This is a genomic window from Lysinibacillus sp. GW823-FHT02G10 (genome assembly GCF_058797135.1).
Window position 1 is genome coordinate 137,429 of the sequence record NZ_JBXAJI010000001.1, and the last position, 19,824, is coordinate 157,252.

20 protein-coding genes are annotated in these 19,824 nt (G+C 36.5%); all 20 read left to right on the plus strand.

The window, feature by feature from the left end; all coding sequences use genetic code 11:
* Positions 1 to 5: 5 nt before the first annotated feature.
* The 20 genes from AC1RFD_RS00665 to AC1RFD_RS00760 all read left to right on the plus strand — a co-directional run bounded on the left by AC1RFD_RS00665 (position 6) and on the right by AC1RFD_RS00760 (position 19,786).
* Entirely contained in the window at positions 6 to 1,097 is a 1,092-nt protein-coding gene (locus tag AC1RFD_RS00665) for a glycosyltransferase (protein WP_048391513.1), read from the plus strand.
* On the plus strand, positions 1,087 to 2,598 hold the full coding sequence (locus AC1RFD_RS00670; protein WP_492474405.1) for a lipopolysaccharide biosynthesis protein: 1,512 nt from the start codon (positions 1,087 to 1,089) through the stop codon (positions 2,596 to 2,598). The genes AC1RFD_RS00665 and AC1RFD_RS00670 overlap by 11 nt, the downstream gene beginning before the upstream one ends.
* Before the next feature lie 77 nt (positions 2,599 to 2,675).
* Complete coding sequence (locus AC1RFD_RS00675) at positions 2,676 to 3,785, plus strand: acyltransferase family protein (protein WP_281216818.1); 1,110 nt, start codon at positions 2,676 to 2,678, stop codon at positions 3,783 to 3,785.
* A gap of 114 nt (positions 3,786 to 3,899) precedes the next feature.
* A complete protein-coding gene (locus tag AC1RFD_RS00680) occupies positions 3,900 to 4,697 on the plus strand; it encodes a TIGR00282 family metallophosphoesterase (RefSeq protein ID WP_048391507.1) in 798 nt (265 codons plus the stop codon).
* A 177-nt stretch (positions 4,698 to 4,874) separates the two neighbouring features.
* Entirely contained in the window at positions 4,875 to 5,141 is a 267-nt protein-coding gene (locus tag AC1RFD_RS00685) for a stage V sporulation protein S (RefSeq protein WP_004224903.1), read from the plus strand.
* Between the two features lie 262 nt (positions 5,142 to 5,403).
* A complete protein-coding gene (locus AC1RFD_RS00690; protein WP_259950902.1) occupies positions 5,404 to 7,143 on the plus strand; it encodes a 2-oxoacid:acceptor oxidoreductase subunit alpha in 1,740 nt (579 codons plus the stop codon).
* On the plus strand, positions 7,143 to 8,009 hold the full coding sequence (locus tag AC1RFD_RS00695) for a 2-oxoacid:ferredoxin oxidoreductase subunit beta (protein ID WP_004224896.1): 867 nt from the start codon (positions 7,143 to 7,145) through the stop codon (positions 8,007 to 8,009). Before AC1RFD_RS00690 ends, AC1RFD_RS00695 begins: the two co-directional genes overlap by 1 nt.
* A 190-nt stretch (positions 8,010 to 8,199) precedes the next feature.
* On the plus strand, positions 8,200 to 8,910 hold the full coding sequence (locus AC1RFD_RS00700) for a lantibiotic protection ABC transporter ATP-binding protein (protein ID WP_333880294.1): 711 nt from the start codon (positions 8,200 to 8,202) through the stop codon (positions 8,908 to 8,910).
* A 1-nt stretch (position 8,911) separates the two neighbouring features.
* Positions 8,912 to 9,640, plus strand: a complete 729-nt coding sequence (locus AC1RFD_RS00705) for a lantibiotic immunity ABC transporter MutE/EpiE family permease subunit (protein ID WP_048391501.1) — start codon at positions 8,912 to 8,914, stop codon at positions 9,638 to 9,640.
* A 3-nt stretch (positions 9,641 to 9,643) separates the two neighbouring features.
* Entirely contained in the window at positions 9,644 to 10,399 is a 756-nt protein-coding gene (locus tag AC1RFD_RS00710; RefSeq protein ID WP_403019762.1) for a lantibiotic immunity ABC transporter MutG family permease subunit, read from the plus strand.
* Positions 10,400 to 10,409: 10 nt separating this feature from the next.
* On the plus strand, positions 10,410 to 11,072 hold the full coding sequence (locus tag AC1RFD_RS00715) for a response regulator transcription factor (protein WP_403019760.1): 663 nt from the start codon (positions 10,410 to 10,412) through the stop codon (positions 11,070 to 11,072).
* The gene (locus tag AC1RFD_RS00720) at positions 11,060 to 12,439 is read left to right on the plus strand and encodes a sensor histidine kinase (RefSeq protein ID WP_492474406.1); all 1,380 of its coding nucleotides are present in this window, start codon (positions 11,060 to 11,062) and stop codon (positions 12,437 to 12,439) included. The genes AC1RFD_RS00715 and AC1RFD_RS00720 overlap by 13 nt, the downstream gene beginning before the upstream one ends.
* Positions 12,440 to 12,628: 189 nt before the next feature.
* Positions 12,629 to 13,237, plus strand: coding sequence for a TetR/AcrR family transcriptional regulator (locus tag AC1RFD_RS00725; RefSeq protein WP_333880296.1), 609 nt, complete (start codon positions 12,629 to 12,631; stop codon positions 13,235 to 13,237).
* 477 nt (positions 13,238 to 13,714) lie between these two features.
* Entirely contained in the window at positions 13,715 to 14,653 is a 939-nt protein-coding gene (locus AC1RFD_RS00730; RefSeq protein ID WP_054550551.1) for an ABC transporter ATP-binding protein, read from the plus strand.
* 3 nt (positions 14,654 to 14,656) lie between these two features.
* Positions 14,657 to 15,409 carry an ABC transporter permease gene (locus AC1RFD_RS00735; RefSeq protein WP_004225875.1) on the plus strand — a complete coding sequence of 251 codons (753 nt, stop codon included), beginning with the start codon at positions 14,657 to 14,659 and terminating at the stop codon, positions 15,407 to 15,409.
* Between the two features lie 28 nt (positions 15,410 to 15,437).
* Positions 15,438 to 16,655 carry an aminopeptidase gene (locus AC1RFD_RS00740; protein ID WP_054550552.1) on the plus strand — a complete coding sequence of 406 codons (1,218 nt, stop codon included), beginning with the start codon at positions 15,438 to 15,440 and terminating at the stop codon, positions 16,653 to 16,655.
* Between the two features lie 12 nt (positions 16,656 to 16,667).
* Positions 16,668 to 17,186 (plus strand): hypothetical protein, encoded by a 519-nt coding sequence (locus AC1RFD_RS00745; protein ID WP_054550553.1) that lies wholly within the window; start codon positions 16,668 to 16,670, stop codon positions 17,184 to 17,186.
* A 73-nt stretch (positions 17,187 to 17,259) separates the two neighbouring features.
* On the plus strand, positions 17,260 to 17,637 hold the full coding sequence (locus tag AC1RFD_RS00750; RefSeq protein WP_227744978.1) for an ELKS/Rab6-interacting/CAST family protein: 378 nt from the start codon (positions 17,260 to 17,262) through the stop codon (positions 17,635 to 17,637).
* A gap of 234 nt (positions 17,638 to 17,871) precedes the next feature.
* Complete coding sequence (locus AC1RFD_RS00755; RefSeq protein ID WP_492474407.1) at positions 17,872 to 18,960, plus strand: ABC transporter substrate-binding protein; 1,089 nt, start codon at positions 17,872 to 17,874, stop codon at positions 18,958 to 18,960.
* The gene (locus AC1RFD_RS00760) at positions 18,950 to 19,786 is read left to right on the plus strand and encodes an alkaline phosphatase family protein (RefSeq protein ID WP_492474408.1); all 837 of its coding nucleotides are present in this window, start codon (positions 18,950 to 18,952) and stop codon (positions 19,784 to 19,786) included. The genes AC1RFD_RS00755 and AC1RFD_RS00760 overlap by 11 nt, the downstream gene beginning before the upstream one ends.
* The last annotated feature ends 38 nt before the right edge of the window (positions 19,787 to 19,824 follow it).

The following is a 19,824-nucleotide window of genomic DNA, read 5'->3' on the forward strand; positions in this document are numbered from 1 at the left end:
GGTGAGTGCCATATTTAAGCATTATTGTCCCCGTCTATAATACGGAACCTTACTTAAAAATGTGTCTTGATAGTATTCTGAGACAGGAATTCGTAGATTTTGAGTTGATATTAGTAAATGATGGCTCGACTGATAGCTGCTCAGTAATCTGCGATGAATATGCCGAATCTGATACAAGAATTACCGTCATTCATCAAGCAAATAGTGGTGCTGTCAGTGCCCGTAAAGCAGGGCTAAGGGTCGCCAAAGGACAGTATATTGGTTATGTAGATAGTGATGATTGGATTGAAGTTGATATGTATAAATCATTATGTAATACTGCACGTGTTTTTGATGTAGATATTGTTATTTGTGACATTGTAGAAAATTATCCACTTCAAGAAGTGAAGAGATCACAGCTTGTCTCGCCTGGTTTGTACAGGAAGGATAGAATGGAAAAAGAAGTATATCCAATTATGCTATATTCGGGCGAGTATTACCGTTTTGGCTTATATCCTTCTTTATCTAATAAAATATTTAAAAGAGACCTATTAGAGAAAAATCTCTTTGATGTGGATGATCAAATTTGCATGGGGGACGATGCTGCTTGTACATATCCTAGCTTACTTGATGCAGAAAGTATTTATATATTAGAAAATCAGTATCTCTACCATTACCGTCAGCATTCTTCTTCCATGACGGCTAGTTATGATCAGATGTTTTTTAAAAAAATACTTGTGTTGTATGAACAATTGAAAGTTTTAAAGTACAGGAAAGCAGACCAGGTTCCTAATTTTGCTGAACAACTTCAGTATTATTTTACTTATTTAGTGATGGCAGCGGTGAATAATGAATTGAATAGATTCAACCATAAGCGTTTACATGAAAAGCGTACCTTTATTAAGAAAATGTTGATTCATGAAGCGTTTCATGGATCGTTGCATGCGATTCGGATGACAAATATGCCGCTCAAATCAAAGATCTATACTTGGTTATTAAAGAAAAAACAAATTCTTTTACTTTTCATGTTGAATAGGCTTAATCGGCGGATCAGTGATTGCAAAGGTTTAATTCCTACTTTTACTAAAAGAAAAGGTGCTTACCAGCATGAGAACTAAGAGAGTAGTTTTAAATTTAATGTCTAATGTATTACTACAAGTTGTAGCAGCGGTTATTAATTTCATTTTACCTCGACTATTTATGACAACATACGGCTCTGCTACAAACGGGCTTGTTTCGTCGATTAAGCAATTTTTAAGTTATTTAAAAATAGTAGAGGCTGGGGTTGGTAATGCATCGATAGTGGCACTTTATAAGCCACTAGCAAAGGGTGATAAAGACCAAATAAATGGAATTCTTTCAGCGACTAATCGTTTTTATAGACGTTCGGGTTATGTCTTTGTTGGATTAGTCGCCATTTTGGCTATTTGTTATCCGTTATTAGTAGGAGATGAAGTGAATCCGCGAACGGCTCTTTACATGGTACTTATTTTGGGGATTAGTGGCATGTGGGAGTATTTTTTTATAGGGAAATATTTAGTTCTACTGTCGGCAGATCAAAAAAACTATGTTATTTTTCGCATTCAAACAATGTTGCTTTTTGCGAGTGCACTATTGTCAGTTACTTTGATAGCATTTGGTTTTTCCATCGTCATAGTTGTTGCTAGTTCAAGTGCCTTATTGTTACTGGATGTTCTTTTTTTAAGATTGTATGTTAAAAAGAAATATCCATATTTCAATAGTAAAAAACAAGCGAATACGTTAGCAATTAAAGATAAATGGGATGCTTTAATTCATCAAATTGCCTCGTTAGTGGTGTTTAACACGCCGTTTATTTTAATAACGATTTTTCTGGGCTTAACAGAAGTCAGTGTGTTTACAGTTTATAGTATGGTGTTTAATGCAGTCACATTGTTTATATCCACTTTTTCAGGGGCGATATTAGCAGCTTTTGGCGACATTCTTGTCAAAGAGGATAAGGACGTTCTTCGGAAATATTTTCATCATTTTGAATATATTTTTTATGGCATTCTTGCTTTTAGTTACACATGTACAGCTATTTTAATATTGCCATTTATAACGATTTATACAGCAGGGATTGAAGATGCCAATTACATAAGACCCTGGTTAGCAATATTGTTTGTCATTGTAGGAGTAGCGAATACAATTCGGATTCCTGCCAATACGTTAGTGAATGCTGCAGGCCATTTTAGAGAGACGAAAAATCGTGCCATTATGGAAGCATTAATCAACCTTGTAGTTTCTCTTGTTTTTGTACAGTTTTTTGGCGCAGAAGGAATATTACTGGGAGGAATTTGCTCATACGGCTATCGTACTTATGATTTAATCGTTTATTCTTCTAAAAAGATTTTACAAAATTCACCTAAAGATACTGTCAAAAAAATTGTGCAAAATAGTATTTTTGCACTTACTGCAGCAATACCATTTATATTTTTTATCGAGCTCCATATTACATCTGCAGGTTCATGGCTTGTAGCCGCTATATGTATTTCCTTGTGGACGATGTTTATTTTATTAGTAGGTAATTTTATTATTGAGCCTCAAACAATGCGAGATATTTTGGTGCAATTAAAGAGAACAACTACCAATAGTAAATAATTTTATCCCTGCATTGAGTAAGGTAAGTAGCATAATTGAAAGGCAAATTGATTCCTTTGAAATGGCAGGTGAGGGTGATGAAGCGAGAAGTCAAAGAAATATATTTACTACGATACGTTGCTTGCTTAGGGATTGTGTTAATGCATAGTGTTACGTTGGCATTGAACATGTATGACATAGAAGAAGGTCCACTATTCGTAATCCTGACATCTATTCAGCTGATCTTTATGTTCGGGACACCTCTTTTTATATTTATCTCAGAGTTTGTCATTGCCTATTCCTATTCAGATCGTTTGCCGAAAAAGTTTTATGTAAAACGTTATAAATATATGTTAACGCCATTTCTTTTTATTGGACTACTTGATGCCGTTCTTAAATCAATTGAATCGCCTTCTATTGAATTTGCCAAAAAACTACTACTAAATTATTTGGAAGGTGATTTCCATGGTTATTTTATCGTGATCATTTTTCAGTTTTATATCATTCATCCATTTTTTGTGAAATTTATTGCCTCAAGATACCCTGCCTATAAAGTAATAATGACTGCTTTTATCATTAATTTTGGTTACTTAGCCTTTTTTAATTTTTTGGATCCATTTAAGTATTTTCCTGATTTAGCGTATACTAGTTTACAATGGGATTTTTTTAATAAGATGCCATTTCCTGCGTGGATTGCTTATTTTGCAGTAGCTTATTACTGTGGAAAAAATTATGATAAATTTCTATCGTGGTTACAGCGTTTTCGTTATTTGTTACTAGCAGTATTACTAATCACAGTAAGTCTTTTGCTAACCACTCAATTATCAGGTATTATTACGGAAGTTCATTCAAAGAGAATAGACGTTATCCTTTATACATTCAGTGTAGCTTTTCTGTTATTTTTCATCGCGAGTAACAGAAGAAAAATGCCGAAATTTATCATTTTTATTAGTCGTTATTCCTTCGGTATATATTTATTACATCCCCTAGTTAATAGCCTACTTAAAATTTTTTTAACGAATTTTATCAAAACATTAAGTGTATTTTCTGTCATTGCCATTTCATTTATTGTCAGTCTCAGTTGCTCCATTTGTATAACATATATAATGAGTAAATGGAAATTAGGCGCTTTTTTTATAGGGCAACTCAATACCAATGGGGACTCCTCTAATAAAAAAGATGCACAATTTCCCATCCAGAAATCCTAAATAAACTGGTATTTAAACGTGTAAATGGGGTAAGGCTTGCGATTTACTTTGCGATTGCCAAAGCAAAGATGGTAAACTAAAAGATGTTATTTAGAGAAAGTGTGGTCTTGCATAATGAAAGTTCTATTTATTGGTGATATTGTTGGTTCAATTGGTCGAGATGCGGTGGAAAAATATTTACCTCGCTTAAAAAAGAAGTATAATCCAGATGTTGTGATTGCAAATGGGGAAAATGCTGCGGCAGGACGAGGGATTACTCGTAATATTTATAATAGCTTGCTACAAATGGGTGTAGATGTTATTACGATGGGGAATCATACATGGGACAATAAAGATATTTTTGATTTTATTGATGACGCGGATTACTTAATCCGTCCGGCAAACTTTTCAAGTGAAGCACCTGGTAAAGGTATGGTCCAGATTTCTAAAAATGGCGTGACATTATCTGTCATTAATTTACATGGTCGCGTATTTTTACCGCCACATGAGGATCCGTTTGCAATGGCAGATCAATTGATTGCAGAGGCTCGACAAATATCTCCACTTGTCTTCGTGGATTTTCATGCTGAAGCGACTAGTGAAAAAATCGCTCTTGGTTGGCATTTAGATGGAAAGGCTTCAGCGGTTGTTGGGACACATACACATGTGCAAACAGCAGATGCAAGAATTTACCCTCAAGGTACGGCTTATATCACGGATGTTGGTATGACAGGGCCGTACGATGAAATTTTAGGTATGACGAAGGAAAGTGTCATCTATAAATTCCAAACAAACATGCCATCTCGTTTTGAAGTTCCGAAAAAAGGGCGAGAGGTTTTGAGTGGTTTCTTTGTCGAGATGGATGATCGAACAGGAAAAGCTATTGCCTGTGAACGCATTTATATAAATGAAGACTATCCATTTCAAGGGTAGATAAGTCGAAGAATGTTTTTTTACGTTTCTTTTACGGGGATATAGGTTTCTTTGTCAAACTAGTCTATTTCCGTTTTGCGGAGCATAAAATGTGCTACGGACAATAACTTGAGGTCCAAAAAGGGGGACATGAGTTGTTGAGCGTAAACACTATTCGCGAAACGGGGAGGAATAATTGTGGATTCATTAAAAGTATCATCACGCTCTAATCCAAATTCAGTTGCAGGTGCATTAGTCGCGGTAATCAGAGAAAAAGGGCAGGCAGAAATGCAAGCAGTTGGGGCAGGTGCACTTAACCAAGCCGTGAAAGCAGTGGCCATTGCACGCGGATTTGTAGCGCCAAGTGGCACAGATTTAATTTGCGCGCCGGCGTTTGCCGATATTTTGATTGCTGGAGAAGAACGAACAGCATTAAAGCTGCTAGTGGAAAAACGTATTCGATAAAAAGTAATGAAGTAAAATGCTCTGTCACATAATATGGTGGCGGAGCATTTTTTCGTTTTCCTGTTTTACATATGATAGATGTCACTTGAAATAGGGGCGTGATTTTGCTTAGATTTGAAAATTACAACTTTATGAACAGGATTTTCAGTCAAAGGTCTGATTTTCGCCTAAATCGTGGAGAAACAATAGTCCAGACGGTTTCTTCGTGTTAAACTTATGAAGGAAAAATAATAGTACACATTGGATTTAAGGAGTTGTTGACATGTTACATCAGCTTTCATGGAAAGTCGGTGGGCAACAGGGTGAAGGGATTGAGAGTACAGGTGAGATTTTCTCAATGGCAATGAATCGTCTAGGTTATTTCCTATACGGTTATCGTCACTTCTCTTCTCGAATTAAAGGTGGCCATACGAATAATAAAATTACAGTTCGTCCAACAGAAGTACGTTCAATTGCGGATGATTTAGATATTTTAGTGGCATTCGATCAAGAAACAATTGATGTCAATTATAAAGAGCTTACAGAAAAGGGTATTATTTTAGCCGATGCAAAATTTGATCCTGTTAAACCAGTGGATTCAAAAGCACCATTATTTGCAGTACCGTTTACAGAAGTAGCAGCAGAGCTTGGTACTTCGTTAATGAAAAACATGGTGGCTATCGGCGCAACTGCATCATTGCTAAACCTAGAAGACGCAGTATTCCAAAATGTTGTCGATGATATTTTTGGTAAAAAGGGCGAAGAAGTCGTACAAAAAAATATGGAAGCCATTACACGTGGTCGTCAAATTATGAATGAGCTGTTAGTTGATCGTATAGGCGAATGGGAGCTTGCACCTGCAGATGGTAAACGTCGTATGTTTATGATTGGGAACGATGCGATAGCACTTGGTGCATTAGCTGCTGGGACACGCTTTATGGCAGCATACCCAATTACACCAGCGTCTGAAATTATGGAATACTTGATTAAAAAATTGCCGAAATTCGGTGGAACGGTCATCCAAACGGAAGATGAGATTGCAGCAGCAACAATGGCTATTGGCGCTAACTTTGGCGGTGTACGTTCCTTTACCGCTTCTGCTGGTCCTGGTCTTTCATTAATGATGGAAGCAATTGGTCTTTCAGGTATGACAGAGCAACCTTTAGTAGTAGTGGATACACAACGTGGAGGCCCTTCAACTGGGTTACCAACTAAGCAAGAACAATCTGACTTGATGGCTATGCTTTACGGTACTCATGGAGAAATTCCTAAAGTAGTCATTGCACCTTCTACAATGGAGGAAGCTTTCTTTGATACGATCCAAGCATTTAACATTGCAGAGGAATTACAATTACCAGTAATCTTAATGACAGATCTACAATTATCTCTAGGTAAACAATCTGTTGAGCCATTTGATTATAATAAAATTGAAATTCGTCGCGGTAAAATTGTGATGGATGATCTTGAGGAAGCGGCAGATAAAGCCTACTTCAAGCGTTACGAAGATACAGAAGATGGCATTTCACCTCGTGTCTTACCAGGTACATTGCATGGTATTCATCACGTTACAGGTGTTGAACATGATGAAACAGGGAAGCCATCTGAGGCAACGGGTAATCGCCAAACTCAAATGGATAAACGCTTCCGCAAATTAGAGAGCTTGAAATTTGATAACCCAGTCTTTGTTAATGCACCACATGAGGAAGCCGATATTTTATTAGTAGGCTTTAACTCAACAAGAGGAGCTATTGAAGAAGTGCAAGAACGACTGAATGCACAAGGAATGAAAGTGAATCATGCCCATATTCGTTTAATTCACCCATTCCCATCTGCAGAAATAGCACCTCTTGTTGCACAAGCGAAAAAGGTGATCGTTGTAGAAAATAACTATACAGGTCAATTAGCTAATATTATGAAGATGAATGTTGGTGGTCACGATAAAATCGCGACAATCACTAAATATAATGGTACACCATTCTTGCCTGGTGAATTAGAAAATCGTGTGAAGGAGTTGACTCGCTAATGGCAACATTTAAGGATTTTCGTAATACAGTGAAGCCAAACTGGTGCCCAGGCTGTGGAGACTTCTCAGTACAAGCAGCTATTCAACGTGCTGCTGCAAATGTCGGCATAGAACCAAATGAACTTGCTGTCATTTCAGGAATTGGATGTTCAGGTCGAATTTCAGGGTATATCAATTCTTATGGGTTCCATGGTATTCATGGTCGTGCACTTCCGATTGCACAGGGTTTGAAAATGGCTAATCGTGATTTACATGTTATCGCTTCTGGTGGTGATGGTGATGGATTTGCTATTGGTATGGGGCATACAATTCATGCCATCCGCCGTAATATTGATATAACTTATATTGTAATGGATAACCAAATTTATGGTTTAACAAAAGGTCAAACATCTCCACGTTCAGCTGCTGGATTTATTACAAAATCTACACCAGGTGGAGCGATTGAGCCATCATTGAAACCATTAGAGGTAGCGTTAACAAGTGGTGCAACATTTGTGGCGCAGGGCTTCTCTACAGATATTAAAGAATTAACAGCACTAATTGAAGCTGGTATTAACCATAAAGGTTTCTCATTTATCAATGTCTTTTCACCTTGTGTAACGTATAACAAAGTGAACACATATGATTGGTTTAAAGAAAATTTAACAAAATTAGCAGATGTTGAAGGTTATGATCACTCAGATCGTGGTATGGCAATGCGTACAGTGATGGAACACGAGGGGTTAGTAACAGGCATTATTTATCATGATACGGAAACAACGTCGTATCAAGAAAAAGTACCTGGCTACTCTGAGTTACCGTTAACAGATATCGATATCAAAATGAGCGAAAATGATTTTAATGATTTAGTAAAAGAATTTATGTAAAATTGATGAGATCGAAGCATTTGGAATGAAGTCATTCCAAATGCTTTTTTTATGCTTGATGAAAGAATCGCGAGTATTTAGTGATCCATCGCGGGTAAACGCATAGCTACCGCGAGTATTTTGATATTGAATCCTTATAAAATCCTTATAATTTTTTTTTACACTAAGGTCATCGAAAGGATGATGACTAATGAAGAAAGACTTGATATTAAAGACAGAAAATCTTAATAAGTCGTTCAAAGGGCAAAAAATTGTGGATAATGTAGCGTTAGAAGTCCAACGTAATACGGTCTACGGTTTACTTGGACCAAACGGAGCGGGGAAATCCACAACATTAAAGATGATGACAGGTATGTTACGACCAGATGCTGGGAATATCATTTTTAATGGACATACATGGACACGAAATGATTTACAGGACATCGGCGTGTTAATTGAAACACCTCCCCTGTATGATAATTTAACAGCAACGGAAAATTTACAAGTTCGCACGATAGCATTACGTCTACCGCAAAGTCGTATTGAAGAAGTATTAAAAATTGTAGATTTAACGAATACAGGAAAAAAACGGGCGGGGCAGTTTTCCTTAGGTATGAAGCAACGATTAGGTATAGCGATTGCGTTGCTAAACAAGCCAAAGCTGTTAATTTTAGATGAACCTACAAATGGACTTGATCCTATTGGTATACAGGAGCTTCGTCAGCTTATTCGCTCATTTCCAGAGCAAGGCATCACTGTGATTTTATCTAGTCATATTTTGTCAGAGGTGGAACAGGTTGTGGATGACATTGGCATTATTGCTGATGGCAAGCTTGGCTATCAGGGACCAGCACCGCAAGGTCAGGAATTAGAATCACTATTCATGCAGGTTGTTGCCACCAATAGAAAGGTGGGTTGCTAGCATGATAGCCATTATGAAAGCGGAACAATTAAAATGGAAGCGAACTTTTATTCCCAAATTACTTTGGCTTACGCCACTTATAACCTTACTTATAAGCGCTGTACTTATGGGAGGTGAATATTTTCAAACAGGAGCTTATAACTGGTGGTATACGATGCTTCTGCCAGGTGCACTGACGATTTGCTGTGCCTTAGTGATCGAAAAGGATAAAAAAATAAAATACCATAGTATTCTTGCCTTACCACTTGATCTTAAAAGGATTTGGCTAGGAAAAATAGTAACATCAAGCATATGGCTTTTTCTGATTACGATTATTTTCTTTGGAGGAATTACGGCTGGAGGCTTGCTATTTGGTCATAGTTTACCAATAGCGAGCAGTTTACTAAGTACTTTTGTTATTTTCCTGACGTTTTTGTGGCAAATACCTTTATGTCTTTTCTTAGCAGCAAAACTAGGTACCTATTTGACCATCTTACTCAATGTAGTAGCCAATATCGTAGGGATTGTTGCCTTTGCAGATGGGGAAATGTGGTATTACTATCCATTTGCGATTGGTCCTCGTTTGTTATGTTCGACACTTGGCATATTACCAAATGGTCTATTAGTACCCCAAGGTAGTCCTTTATTGGATAAAGGCGTTATACTTCCAGGCTTACTGATAGCATTAGCTTGGTTTATGATGATTAGCTTTCTTACGGCGAAGTGGTTCACAAAAAGGGAGGCGAAATAGCGGATGGACATGTTACGATTAATAAGAGTGGAATGCCTTAAAACAAAACGAACACCTTTTTTGCTGACACATATACTTGTCCCCCTTGCTATTTCTGGGCTATTTTTAGCCTACTATTCCTATTCGCCATGGAATTTTCAAGGAAAAGTAACTGCCTATTTTCAGGGGCTGGCTTGTGGACTACCAATTATTATAGGATTAGTATGTGCTATGGCATCTGAGCAGGAAGCAAACGCTGGTCGTTTTCAAGGTATGCTAGCTACAACAAACATAAAAATAAAGACATATATGAGCAAGCTTATCTTATTATTATTGTTTAGCTTTGGAGCCATCTCTCTATCTATAGCTATTTTTAGTTTTGGCTTTAGAGAACTATTACATGAAGTAGATTTGGGCTATTCATTTTATAGTATGGCTGCTTGTATTCTATTCGGCAGTCATGTGATTTTCTATATGTTACATTTATTTGTAAGCTTCCAATTTGGTAAAGGCGCTTCGATTGGTTTAGGTATTGTAGAAGCTCTGCTGGTCGCCCTATTGCTTACAGGCTTAGGGGATCGTATTTGGCCCTTTTTACCTTATGGATGGAGCGGTCATTTTGTTTCTTTATGGATTTTATCATCGACAGGAACAAATTTAACATTGCTCGAAACAAGTATCCAGACGGGCATAATGGCGTGCTTAGGGGGTATCCTATTGACTTTTACGCTGTCTTGTTTATGGTTTTGGAGATGGGAAGGTAGAGCATCTGAAAATTAGAGGGTGAATTATGGCAAATATATTAGTAGTGGATGATGAAGTGGATATTTTAATGCTGATAAAAAATGCACTTTATAAAGATAATCACTTGGTAACCATTGTGTCTAAACCGACAGAAGTAGGCAAGATGGATTTAGGTTCCTTTGATTTAATTTTGCTTGATGTGATGATGCCTATTATGGATGGCTTTACATTGTGTGGGCAAATTAGGCATGCTGTAGATTGCCCTATTCTTTTTCTTACAGCTAAATCCTTAGAAGAAGATGTGATGTATGGTTTAGGCCTAGGCGCAGATGATTATTTGATTAAACCGTTTGGCATTGGAGAGCTACGGGCAAGGGTGAATGCGCATATCCGACGGGAAAGCAGAGAAAAGCGGAACATCCTTTATAGCGATAAAGTTCACTTTAATCTTTCTGGTAAAGAACTGTTGGTTCAGAATGAGCGCGTCCTGCTAACTAAAAGTGAGTATGAAATATGTGAATTTTTAGCACGGCATCGTGGTCAGGTTTTCTCAAAAGAGCAGATATACGAAACAATTTTTGGATTTGATGGCAAAAGTGACAGTACAGCGATAACAGAGCATATTAAAAATATTCGTTCAAAGCTACATGCATTTGATATAGAAGTCATTGATACGGTTTGGGGGATTGGCTATAAGTGGAAACCGTAAAACCGAGGAAAGGAACACATCTGCATACATTTTTCTTGAGATATTTATTTTTTCTTTGCATTGGCATCATTATTTTAGTTGCACTATTAATAGGTCTATTTATGTTTGCCTTTTCAGCTAATATTATTTTACCTGCAAATTATGCAGAGACACAAATCACTTTAGCAAAAGACAGAATTGCTACAAGCAGCTCGGTAACGGACGAGATGATCCCTGATCTTGTAGACTACGCAGTGATTTCTAATAAGGGTGAATTTCTTTCTGGTACTTTAACAGATAAAGAGGCTTCCCATGCATGGCGTTTAAAGCAGAAGGGAGAGACGAAAAGTAATGCTCGATTTTATGCATTCGTTGAGCGAGAACAGGAAGTGTGCATTTTACGCTATGGTTTAGTCCCTGAGTATCGCATACCCGTTATGAGAAAATATTTACCTAATCCTCAATTAACGGTTTTACTATTGTTTATTATAGGCGTTATCATACAGGCAACGGTGCTTGCTGTGCATTTCGGCAGAAGACTTAAACGAAAAATGATGGGCTTACAAGAAGCCATTGAAAAAATCCAACATCAAAATTTAGATTTTCATTTAAAACCATCTGGGATTCGAGAAATTGATGATATTGCACTTTCTTTTGAGCAGATGAAGGAAGCATTAAATACTTCATTGACACAACAATGGCAAGCAGCGCGCGCGCGCAGAGAACAAATTTCTGCCCTTGCCCATGATTTGAAAACACCTCTTACGATTATTCGAGGAAATGCGGAACTTTTATTGGATACTGTTCAAGATGAAGTACAAAAAGAATACAACACTTATATATTAAAAAATACGCTAGAAATTGAAAAATTCACAAAGCAATTATTAGATATTTCCAATATGGAGCAAAGTGTTGGTGGTGTAAAAACAACTGTAGAGCTGGCTTCATTTATTCAACAGCTAGAACAGCAAATGAAGGCACTTGCTTTAGAAAAAAATCTTAAAGTTAGTGTAGAAAAGATCAGGTTACCTACTTCCATTATGATAGAGGAAGAGCTTTTTTATCGGTCTCTATTAAATGTGATTGTCAATGCAGTTGAGCACACACCAAATAACAGCAAAGTCACTTTATCTGTTGAAGGAAAGGAGGATGTTATTCATTTTACAGTGAAAGATAGTGGGATTGGTTTTTCATTAAAAGATATAAAAGAGGCTACCAAACAATTTTATCGTGGAGACCCAAGTAGAAATACAACAAATCATCATGGTATGGGGCTTTATATTGCAGAGTCAGTCATTAAAAAGCATGATGGGGTAATAACACTCGCTAATGATTCGATAACGGGTGGAGGAAAAGTGACAATCACTATTCCTGTTATGAGGATGTAGTAGCAGTTTATTTTTTCCAATTTACTTCAGGCAGAGATCAAAGTCATTGCCCTAATGAAGTTCTTCATGTTACCCTAGTAATAAATTTAGTCCTTTTTAATGGAAGTAAGGTTTTACAACTAACTATCCTTATAAAGGGCTTTTTTTATAGAAAAAAGTTTTAAGGGTACTTAAATGGAGGTTTTTTTTATGGCAGAAAGAGGTAGACCTAAAGGCGCAAGTGGAGAAGAAAGTCGCGCATTATTACTTGAAATGGCAGCGAAAGAGTTTGCGCAGCATGGATATCATGAAACGAAGGTGAGTACTATAGTAAAAAGTGCATCATTAAGTCAGCCTACTTTTTATCTGTACTTTAAAAATAAAGAGGCCATTTTTGAAGAATTAGAAAGTCTTTTTCGCTTACGAATGATGGATTTAGCCAAAAAAAGCCGCTTACAGTCTGCATTAGAGCAAGCAACAGTAAGAGAACGTATTATCCATAATGTTAAGGAATTATTAGCGTTTTTTGCTAAGAACCCAGATTTAACACGGATTGGATTAACTTTATCGACAAAGGCTGATGAAATAAAGGCACAAATCGTCAAGCAAATAAAAGAGAATCTGGATTATGAAGTAGATGCTGGCTACTTTCGGAAAGATTTAGATACACATATCGTTGCAGAGTGCTTAATAGGTATTATTGAGCGCTTAACATTTGTTCAATTACTGCCAAAGCAAAAAAAGCCAGAAGAGATAGCCCAACATATTGTGAATTTATTGATAGAGGGTATGTTGCCTAAAGCACGTTCTGCAAAATAATCATGCTATTGGCAAAGAAAGTAAACATCTTGTTTTTTAATTAAATATTATTTATGAGTAATATAATTTGTAAATTCGGAATAAGTAATAGTTATTGCTTTACAATTGATTCAATTTACTAGTAGAAGCAACGTATCAGAAAAGAATGGTATGAATAGATGGTCTAATGGATAGAAGAAATTATAAATAAATCATGCTATTATCTAAGAGTAAGAAAATACTGATTTTTCTATTTTTCTAGTTGTATATTACTTTAGAGTAATATAAAATCTAAAATAAGTAGTGATTATCATTAGCTTATCTGATGGTTGTTCACTCAATAAAAAATGAAAGTGAGGTGAAAAGTAATGATGTTTCCACCACCAGTTAATTTTCCAAAAGGGGATACAAAGCCCTTCGGTAAATAATTATTACCTTAAGGTCTGACTTTTTAGTCAGACCTCCTCTTTTGAAATTTAACCAGGAAGGCTGTTTACCATGCTTGAACCAATATATGAATTAGAAAATGTAACTTTCTACTATAAAAAAGGTAAATTTAGAGCAAATAATGGCATTTCACTGACTATATATAAAGGTGAAATAATTGGGTTATTAGGACCGAATGGCGCAGGAAAAACGACACTGATAAAGCAAATGATAGGACAGTTAGCACCAACAGAGGGATCCGTGAAATTTCATCAACAAGAAGTATCTAAGAATCCGAAGTATGTATTGAAACAGATTGCCTATTATTCACAGGAGACTTTTGCTTTATCATTTTTAAAAACATGGGAAGCCATTTATTTTACGGGTAGATTAAAGGGGCTTTCCAAAAAAGAGTCGAAGCAACAGACAGATAATATTTTGCTGAGGTTAGACATGGAAGCTTATCGAGATAAGCTATTGTCAAAGCTTTCGGGTGGTCAAAGAAGACTCATTAGTTTAGGAGCAACTTTGATTGGTCAGGCATCCGTTATGATTTTGGATGAGCCTACAAATGAGCTGGATCCATTAAAACGGAAATTAGTATGGGACATCATTCGTGAGCTTAACCAAAAGGGTACAACAATTATTTTAGTCACTCACAATATTTTGGAAGCTGAAAAAGTTGTTCATCGTGTAGCTGTTATAGATAACGGAAAGCTTTTAGCCATTGACCATGTCGAAAAGCTAAAGAGAAGAGTAGACCAAAGAATGCGTTTAGAAATTTATGCACAGGAGGCCTCTATTCACAATATCAAAGACAGACTGAAAGATTTTGGACAAGCAGAATTAGTAGAGGATACAAAACTCACGATGTTAATCGAGAAAAATATGGTTCGTACTATTGTTGAAATAATACAGGATGAGACATTGAACATTAACCAATACTCTCTGTTTCCACCAAGTCTAGAAGATGTCTATTCACTACTTCAAGAACAGCAAAGGAGTGAATAGTTAATGAATGCCTTTAGTCAATTCTTTGTTGAATTACTTATTTTATTTCGTATACAAATAGCTATTGTAAGGCATCAATTATTATGGATTATTGCAATGTCTTCCATTTTCCCAATAGTTACTTTAGTTTTTCTAGAATTTTTACTGGGTGAATCTAGCTCTGAACAATTGGCACGATTAATTATCGGTAATATGATTTTTAGTATTCTATTAATGGGGATGAATATTCTAGGGCAGGATATCTCGTATCAAAAATTTGGGGGCTATTTTACATATTACTCATCCCTTCCCATTCGAAAGGTTAATTTTATTTTATCTTTGTTGTTTTATGGTATTTTAACTTCCTTACCTTCGTTTATTATTGTATTTACGTTTGGTCAGCAAATTTATGGGGTGAATCTTCATTTTGAGTGGCTTTTACTACCAGTTGCTTTATTGGCGATTTTTAGTGTAGTAGGCATTGGTGTATTAATGGGTTTTTTATCTCCAAATCCTCAATTTACAAATATTGTAGCGCAATTTTTGTTGATGTTTGTTACTTTCTTAACACCAGTTATGATTGAACTGAAAGACCTTCCCATCGTTCTGCAGTGGATTTCCTACGTGTTACCTACAACATATGTAGCGAATGTATTACACGGTATGTTAACTGTTGGATGGACCAATTCTACATTCATAGATGTTCTTATCTTACTTATTTTTTCCTGTTTTTCTTATCTATTGATCAGTAAAAAAATACATTGGCGTGTTCAATAAATTATTTGAATAGGGAGTTAAATTTATAATGAAAACTTTTGAAACTAAGATAGATCAGTATGCTGAATTGGTCATAAAAATAGGTATTAATATTCAACAAGGACAGACTTTAGTGATTTCTGCATCGATAGCTGCTGCTGATTTTGTTCGGAGGGTTTGCCGACATGCCTATCTCAATGGTGCACATTATGTTTATATAAAGTGGATTGATGAAGAGCTTGCTCGAATTGAATTTGAATATATGACAGAGCAAGGCTTAGCCTATACACCAGATTGGCTTGTGAAGGGGTATGAAGAAATGGCGAGTAGTGGTGCCGCTTTTCTTTATATTATTTCACCCCACCTGCAAAATATGGAGGGAATAGACCCTGTTAAGGTAGAAAAAGCAGAGTATGCTTCTGCACTTGCTTTTCGTTCTTTTACCGAAAAATTGATTAAAATGCAAGTTAGTTGGACTGTTATTGTTTATCCGACGGAGCAATGGGCAGCATCTATTTTCCCTGACTTAGAGCCCAAAAATGCTCTTGAGGAATTATGGGAAAAGTTTTTTGAAATACTAAGATTAAATGAAGAGAGCCCACTACAAGCTTGGGAAAAGCATGTTGAAACATTAAATAAAAGGGCCACGTTATTGAATGAAAAGCATTTCCGTTATTTACATTTCATTAGCGAAGACACAAATCTAAAAATAGAGCTACCACAAAATCATCGTTGGGTTAATGGCTTGGAAACGAATGACAAGGGAAGCTCATTTATTTGTAATATGCCGACTGAAGAAATTTATACGACACCACTCAAAAAAGGAGTAAATGGAATAGTCAAAAATACAAAGCCATTAGTTTATGAAGGGCAGATCATTGATCAATTTACACTTACATTTAAAGATGGTGAAATTATTGATTTCTTTGCAGAAAAAGGGATGGATGCATTCCAAAGTATTCTTCAAAAAGACGAGGGTGCTAGATATATAGGTGAGGTTGCATTGGTTCCTCATGATTCTGCAATCTTTGCGAGCAATCTACTATTTTATCATAATTTATTTGATGAAAATGCATCCAGTCATTTAGCCATTGGGCAAGCCTATACTTCAGGCTTGAAAGAAGATGGTGCAAACCTAGAAAACATAAATAATAGTATGATCCATATTGATTTTATGATAGGCTCACAAAACTTACAGGTGAATGGAATACGAGAGGACGGTACTGCCGAAGAGATTTTAGTGAATGGTGAGTGGGTAATTAAATAAGGGGGAAGATGAATGGAAATAGTGCAGTGTAAGACTGATAATGATTATGAAAAATTCGCTGTTTTCTTTTTGCAAAATAGAAATATATTTGACGATATGTATCCGATTTTAGATACACTTGGTAGTTTATATGTCATGATAGAGGAAACAAATCTGCTTCTCTTTCAAAATACACAGCAGGAAGTATTTGCTGCAGCAAGCTATACATTGGGTGTAAGAGAAGATCAATTTAAAAATAAACATATCGTTTTTATTGATTGCGCACTTTTAAAGAAAGAATATCAAAATAGTCGATCCTTTGTTAAGGGTTTTCTACAAATGCTAAAACATATTTTAGAAGAACACCCAGAAGTGAAGGAAGTCCAATTTTATGCTTATCGCCATCATGGCTATATTCACCGTCTTTATAAAAAGTTTGCCACTATTATAGATGAAAAAGAAGGATATTTTGGAATGCAAGATGTCTTCTCTGTGGAATTTCACAAATTGACTACTTTTTTAGAGGAATTTAATAAAAAACAAACCATTTAAACGGAATGGATAAAGGGCTATTTCAGGCAATGTTTCTATAAAAAATGCTACAATAAAAGAAAAAAAAGAGGCGATGTACGTGAATAACGTCATTGATTTTATTGCAAAAAAAAAGGAACGTGAAGACCGAAAGCGTGCTCAGGATTTAGAACGTTATGTAGCTACACAATGTAATTTTCAACACCCTGAAAATATTGATGCTCTTGTAGAGGACAAATTGATTGAGGTTAAAGATCATACGTTATTTCTTGGCTTTCTATCCATTTTAAAGGATGAGCAAATAGAACCGTTAGATATTTTTCAAGATGTCTTTTCATTAGAGCCCTCTCGTTTTGAAATGTCCTACAATATGAGATGGTGGTCAGTTGTGCAATTGGCATTTACATTTTTAACAATTCTCAAGGAAAATGAGCCGCATACATATGCTGATTTTTTAGGTCTCTCCAAATAATCTAAGTATGTGTACGTCTGTAAAGCAAACGTACACATACTTAGATTCTTCTTATCTTCCCCCGCTAGCTTTACAAGCCTACTTCATTTATTCATTAAATTCATAGATATTTATAATTCCTCAATAATTTTTACTAAATATTCTAAACACCTCCATACTTGCTTAATGTTTGTTTTATAACATAACGTTTGTAAGCAAATAAAAATAAAGCAAAACAAATGGAGGGTCCAACACATGGCAATTCAAAAACTGTGGAAAAAAGGTCTAATTGGTGCATTAGCTATTTCCATGTTGGCAGCTTGTTCTGAAAGTTCATCTAGTGCAAATGAGGTAAACAAGGATTTATCGCTTGAGGACATTACAGAAAAAGCAAAGGAAGAGGGCACTGTTAATTCTGTCGGTATGCCAGATACATGGGCGAACTGGGTAGAAACCTGGGAGGAACTCGGGACCGAATATAGCATCAAACACAAGGATACGGACATGTCGAGTGCAGAGGAGTTAGCGAAGTTTGAAGCAGAGAAGGATGATGCTACGGCAGATATTGGAGATGTCGGGATTGCTTTTGGACCAATCGCTAAGGACAAGGGCTTAACATTACCATACAAAACGTCTTATTGGGATGAAATACCTGATTGGGCTAAAGATGATGAAGGACACTGGATTGTTGGCTATACAGGAACCATTTCTTTTTTGACAGATAAAAATAATGTGAAGAATGCTCCAACATCATGGGAAGACCTAAAAAATGGAGATTACACAGTAAGTATTGGGGATGCATTAACAGCTAACCAAGCACAGTTTGCCATCTTAGCAGCGGCTATGGCATTTGGTGGAGATGAGTCCAACATCCAGCCAGGTATAGATTTCTTTGCTGAATTAGCGAAGCAAGGACGTCTACAGGGAGATCCATCAGTAGCAAACCTAGAAAAAGGTGAAATAGATGTTGCGATCTTATGGGACTTTAATGCATTAGGTTATCGTCGTCAAATTGATGAGGACCGCTTTGATGTAGTGATACCTAAGGAGGGATCTGTCACTTCTGGTTATGCAACGGTAATTAATAAATATGCCAAAAACCCACATGCTGCCATGCTAGCACGTGAATATATTTTATCTGATGCAGGTCAAGAAAATTTAGCAAAAGGCTATGCGCGTCCAATTCGGGACGGAGTGAAATTACCACAGGATGTAAAAGATTTACTATTACCTGCTGATATGTATACGAATGCACAACCTGTTAAAGACCAAAAGAAATGGGAAGATACAACAAAGCAAATCCCTCAACTCTATCAAGAGCAGGTGTTAATCCATGCAAAATAACAAAGTGGTTCTCATTGTTATCGATGCCTTGCGCTTTGACACAGCCTGCACACATATGGGGTTCTTGCACCATTTAGTCGAGCGTCAGGTAGCTGCTCGCTATAAGGTTTGCTCAGAGGTGCCTTCTTTATCAAGACCATTGTATGAGACGATTTTAACAGGTACACCCCCTATTGTACATGGCGTTACCAGCAATATGACAGTGCGTTTATCGAAAGGGCAAAGTGTCTTTCATATCGCAAAGGAGCATGGTTTAACTACAGCAGCCTCCGCCTATTATTGGGTGAGTGAGCTTTATAATAGAGCGCCATTTAATCATATGGAGGACAGGCTACAACTCGATACACATTTACCAATTGACAATGGTATGTTCTATTTTGAGGATCATTATCCAGATAGTCATGTATTTGCCGATGCAGCATGGTTAATGGCTCAAAAGCAGCCTGATTTCCTGTATATTCATCCAATGAATGTTGATGATGATGGTCACAAATTTACGGCAGATTCTGCTCAATATCGCAATCGAGTTTTAGCGATGGATGCTTTACTATCCTTGTTTATTCCAAAGTGTATGGCGCTGGGCTATGAGGTTATCGTTACGGCTGATCATGGCATGACAAGAGATGGTAATCATGGCGGTACCACACATGAGGATCGTCATGTCCCGCTATTTGTCATTTCAGATGCTGTAAAGGCTGGCATAAAAGAAGGCATTATTTCTCAATTACAAGTTGCACCACTGTGCTGTCATTTATTAAATATCAAGCCTGCTGAAGATATGGTACCACTCCTGTTAGAAGGTGTGTTTACAGCAAAAAAGGTTTAAATAATAGTAGTCGCTCTTATTATAAGGAGCGGCTATTA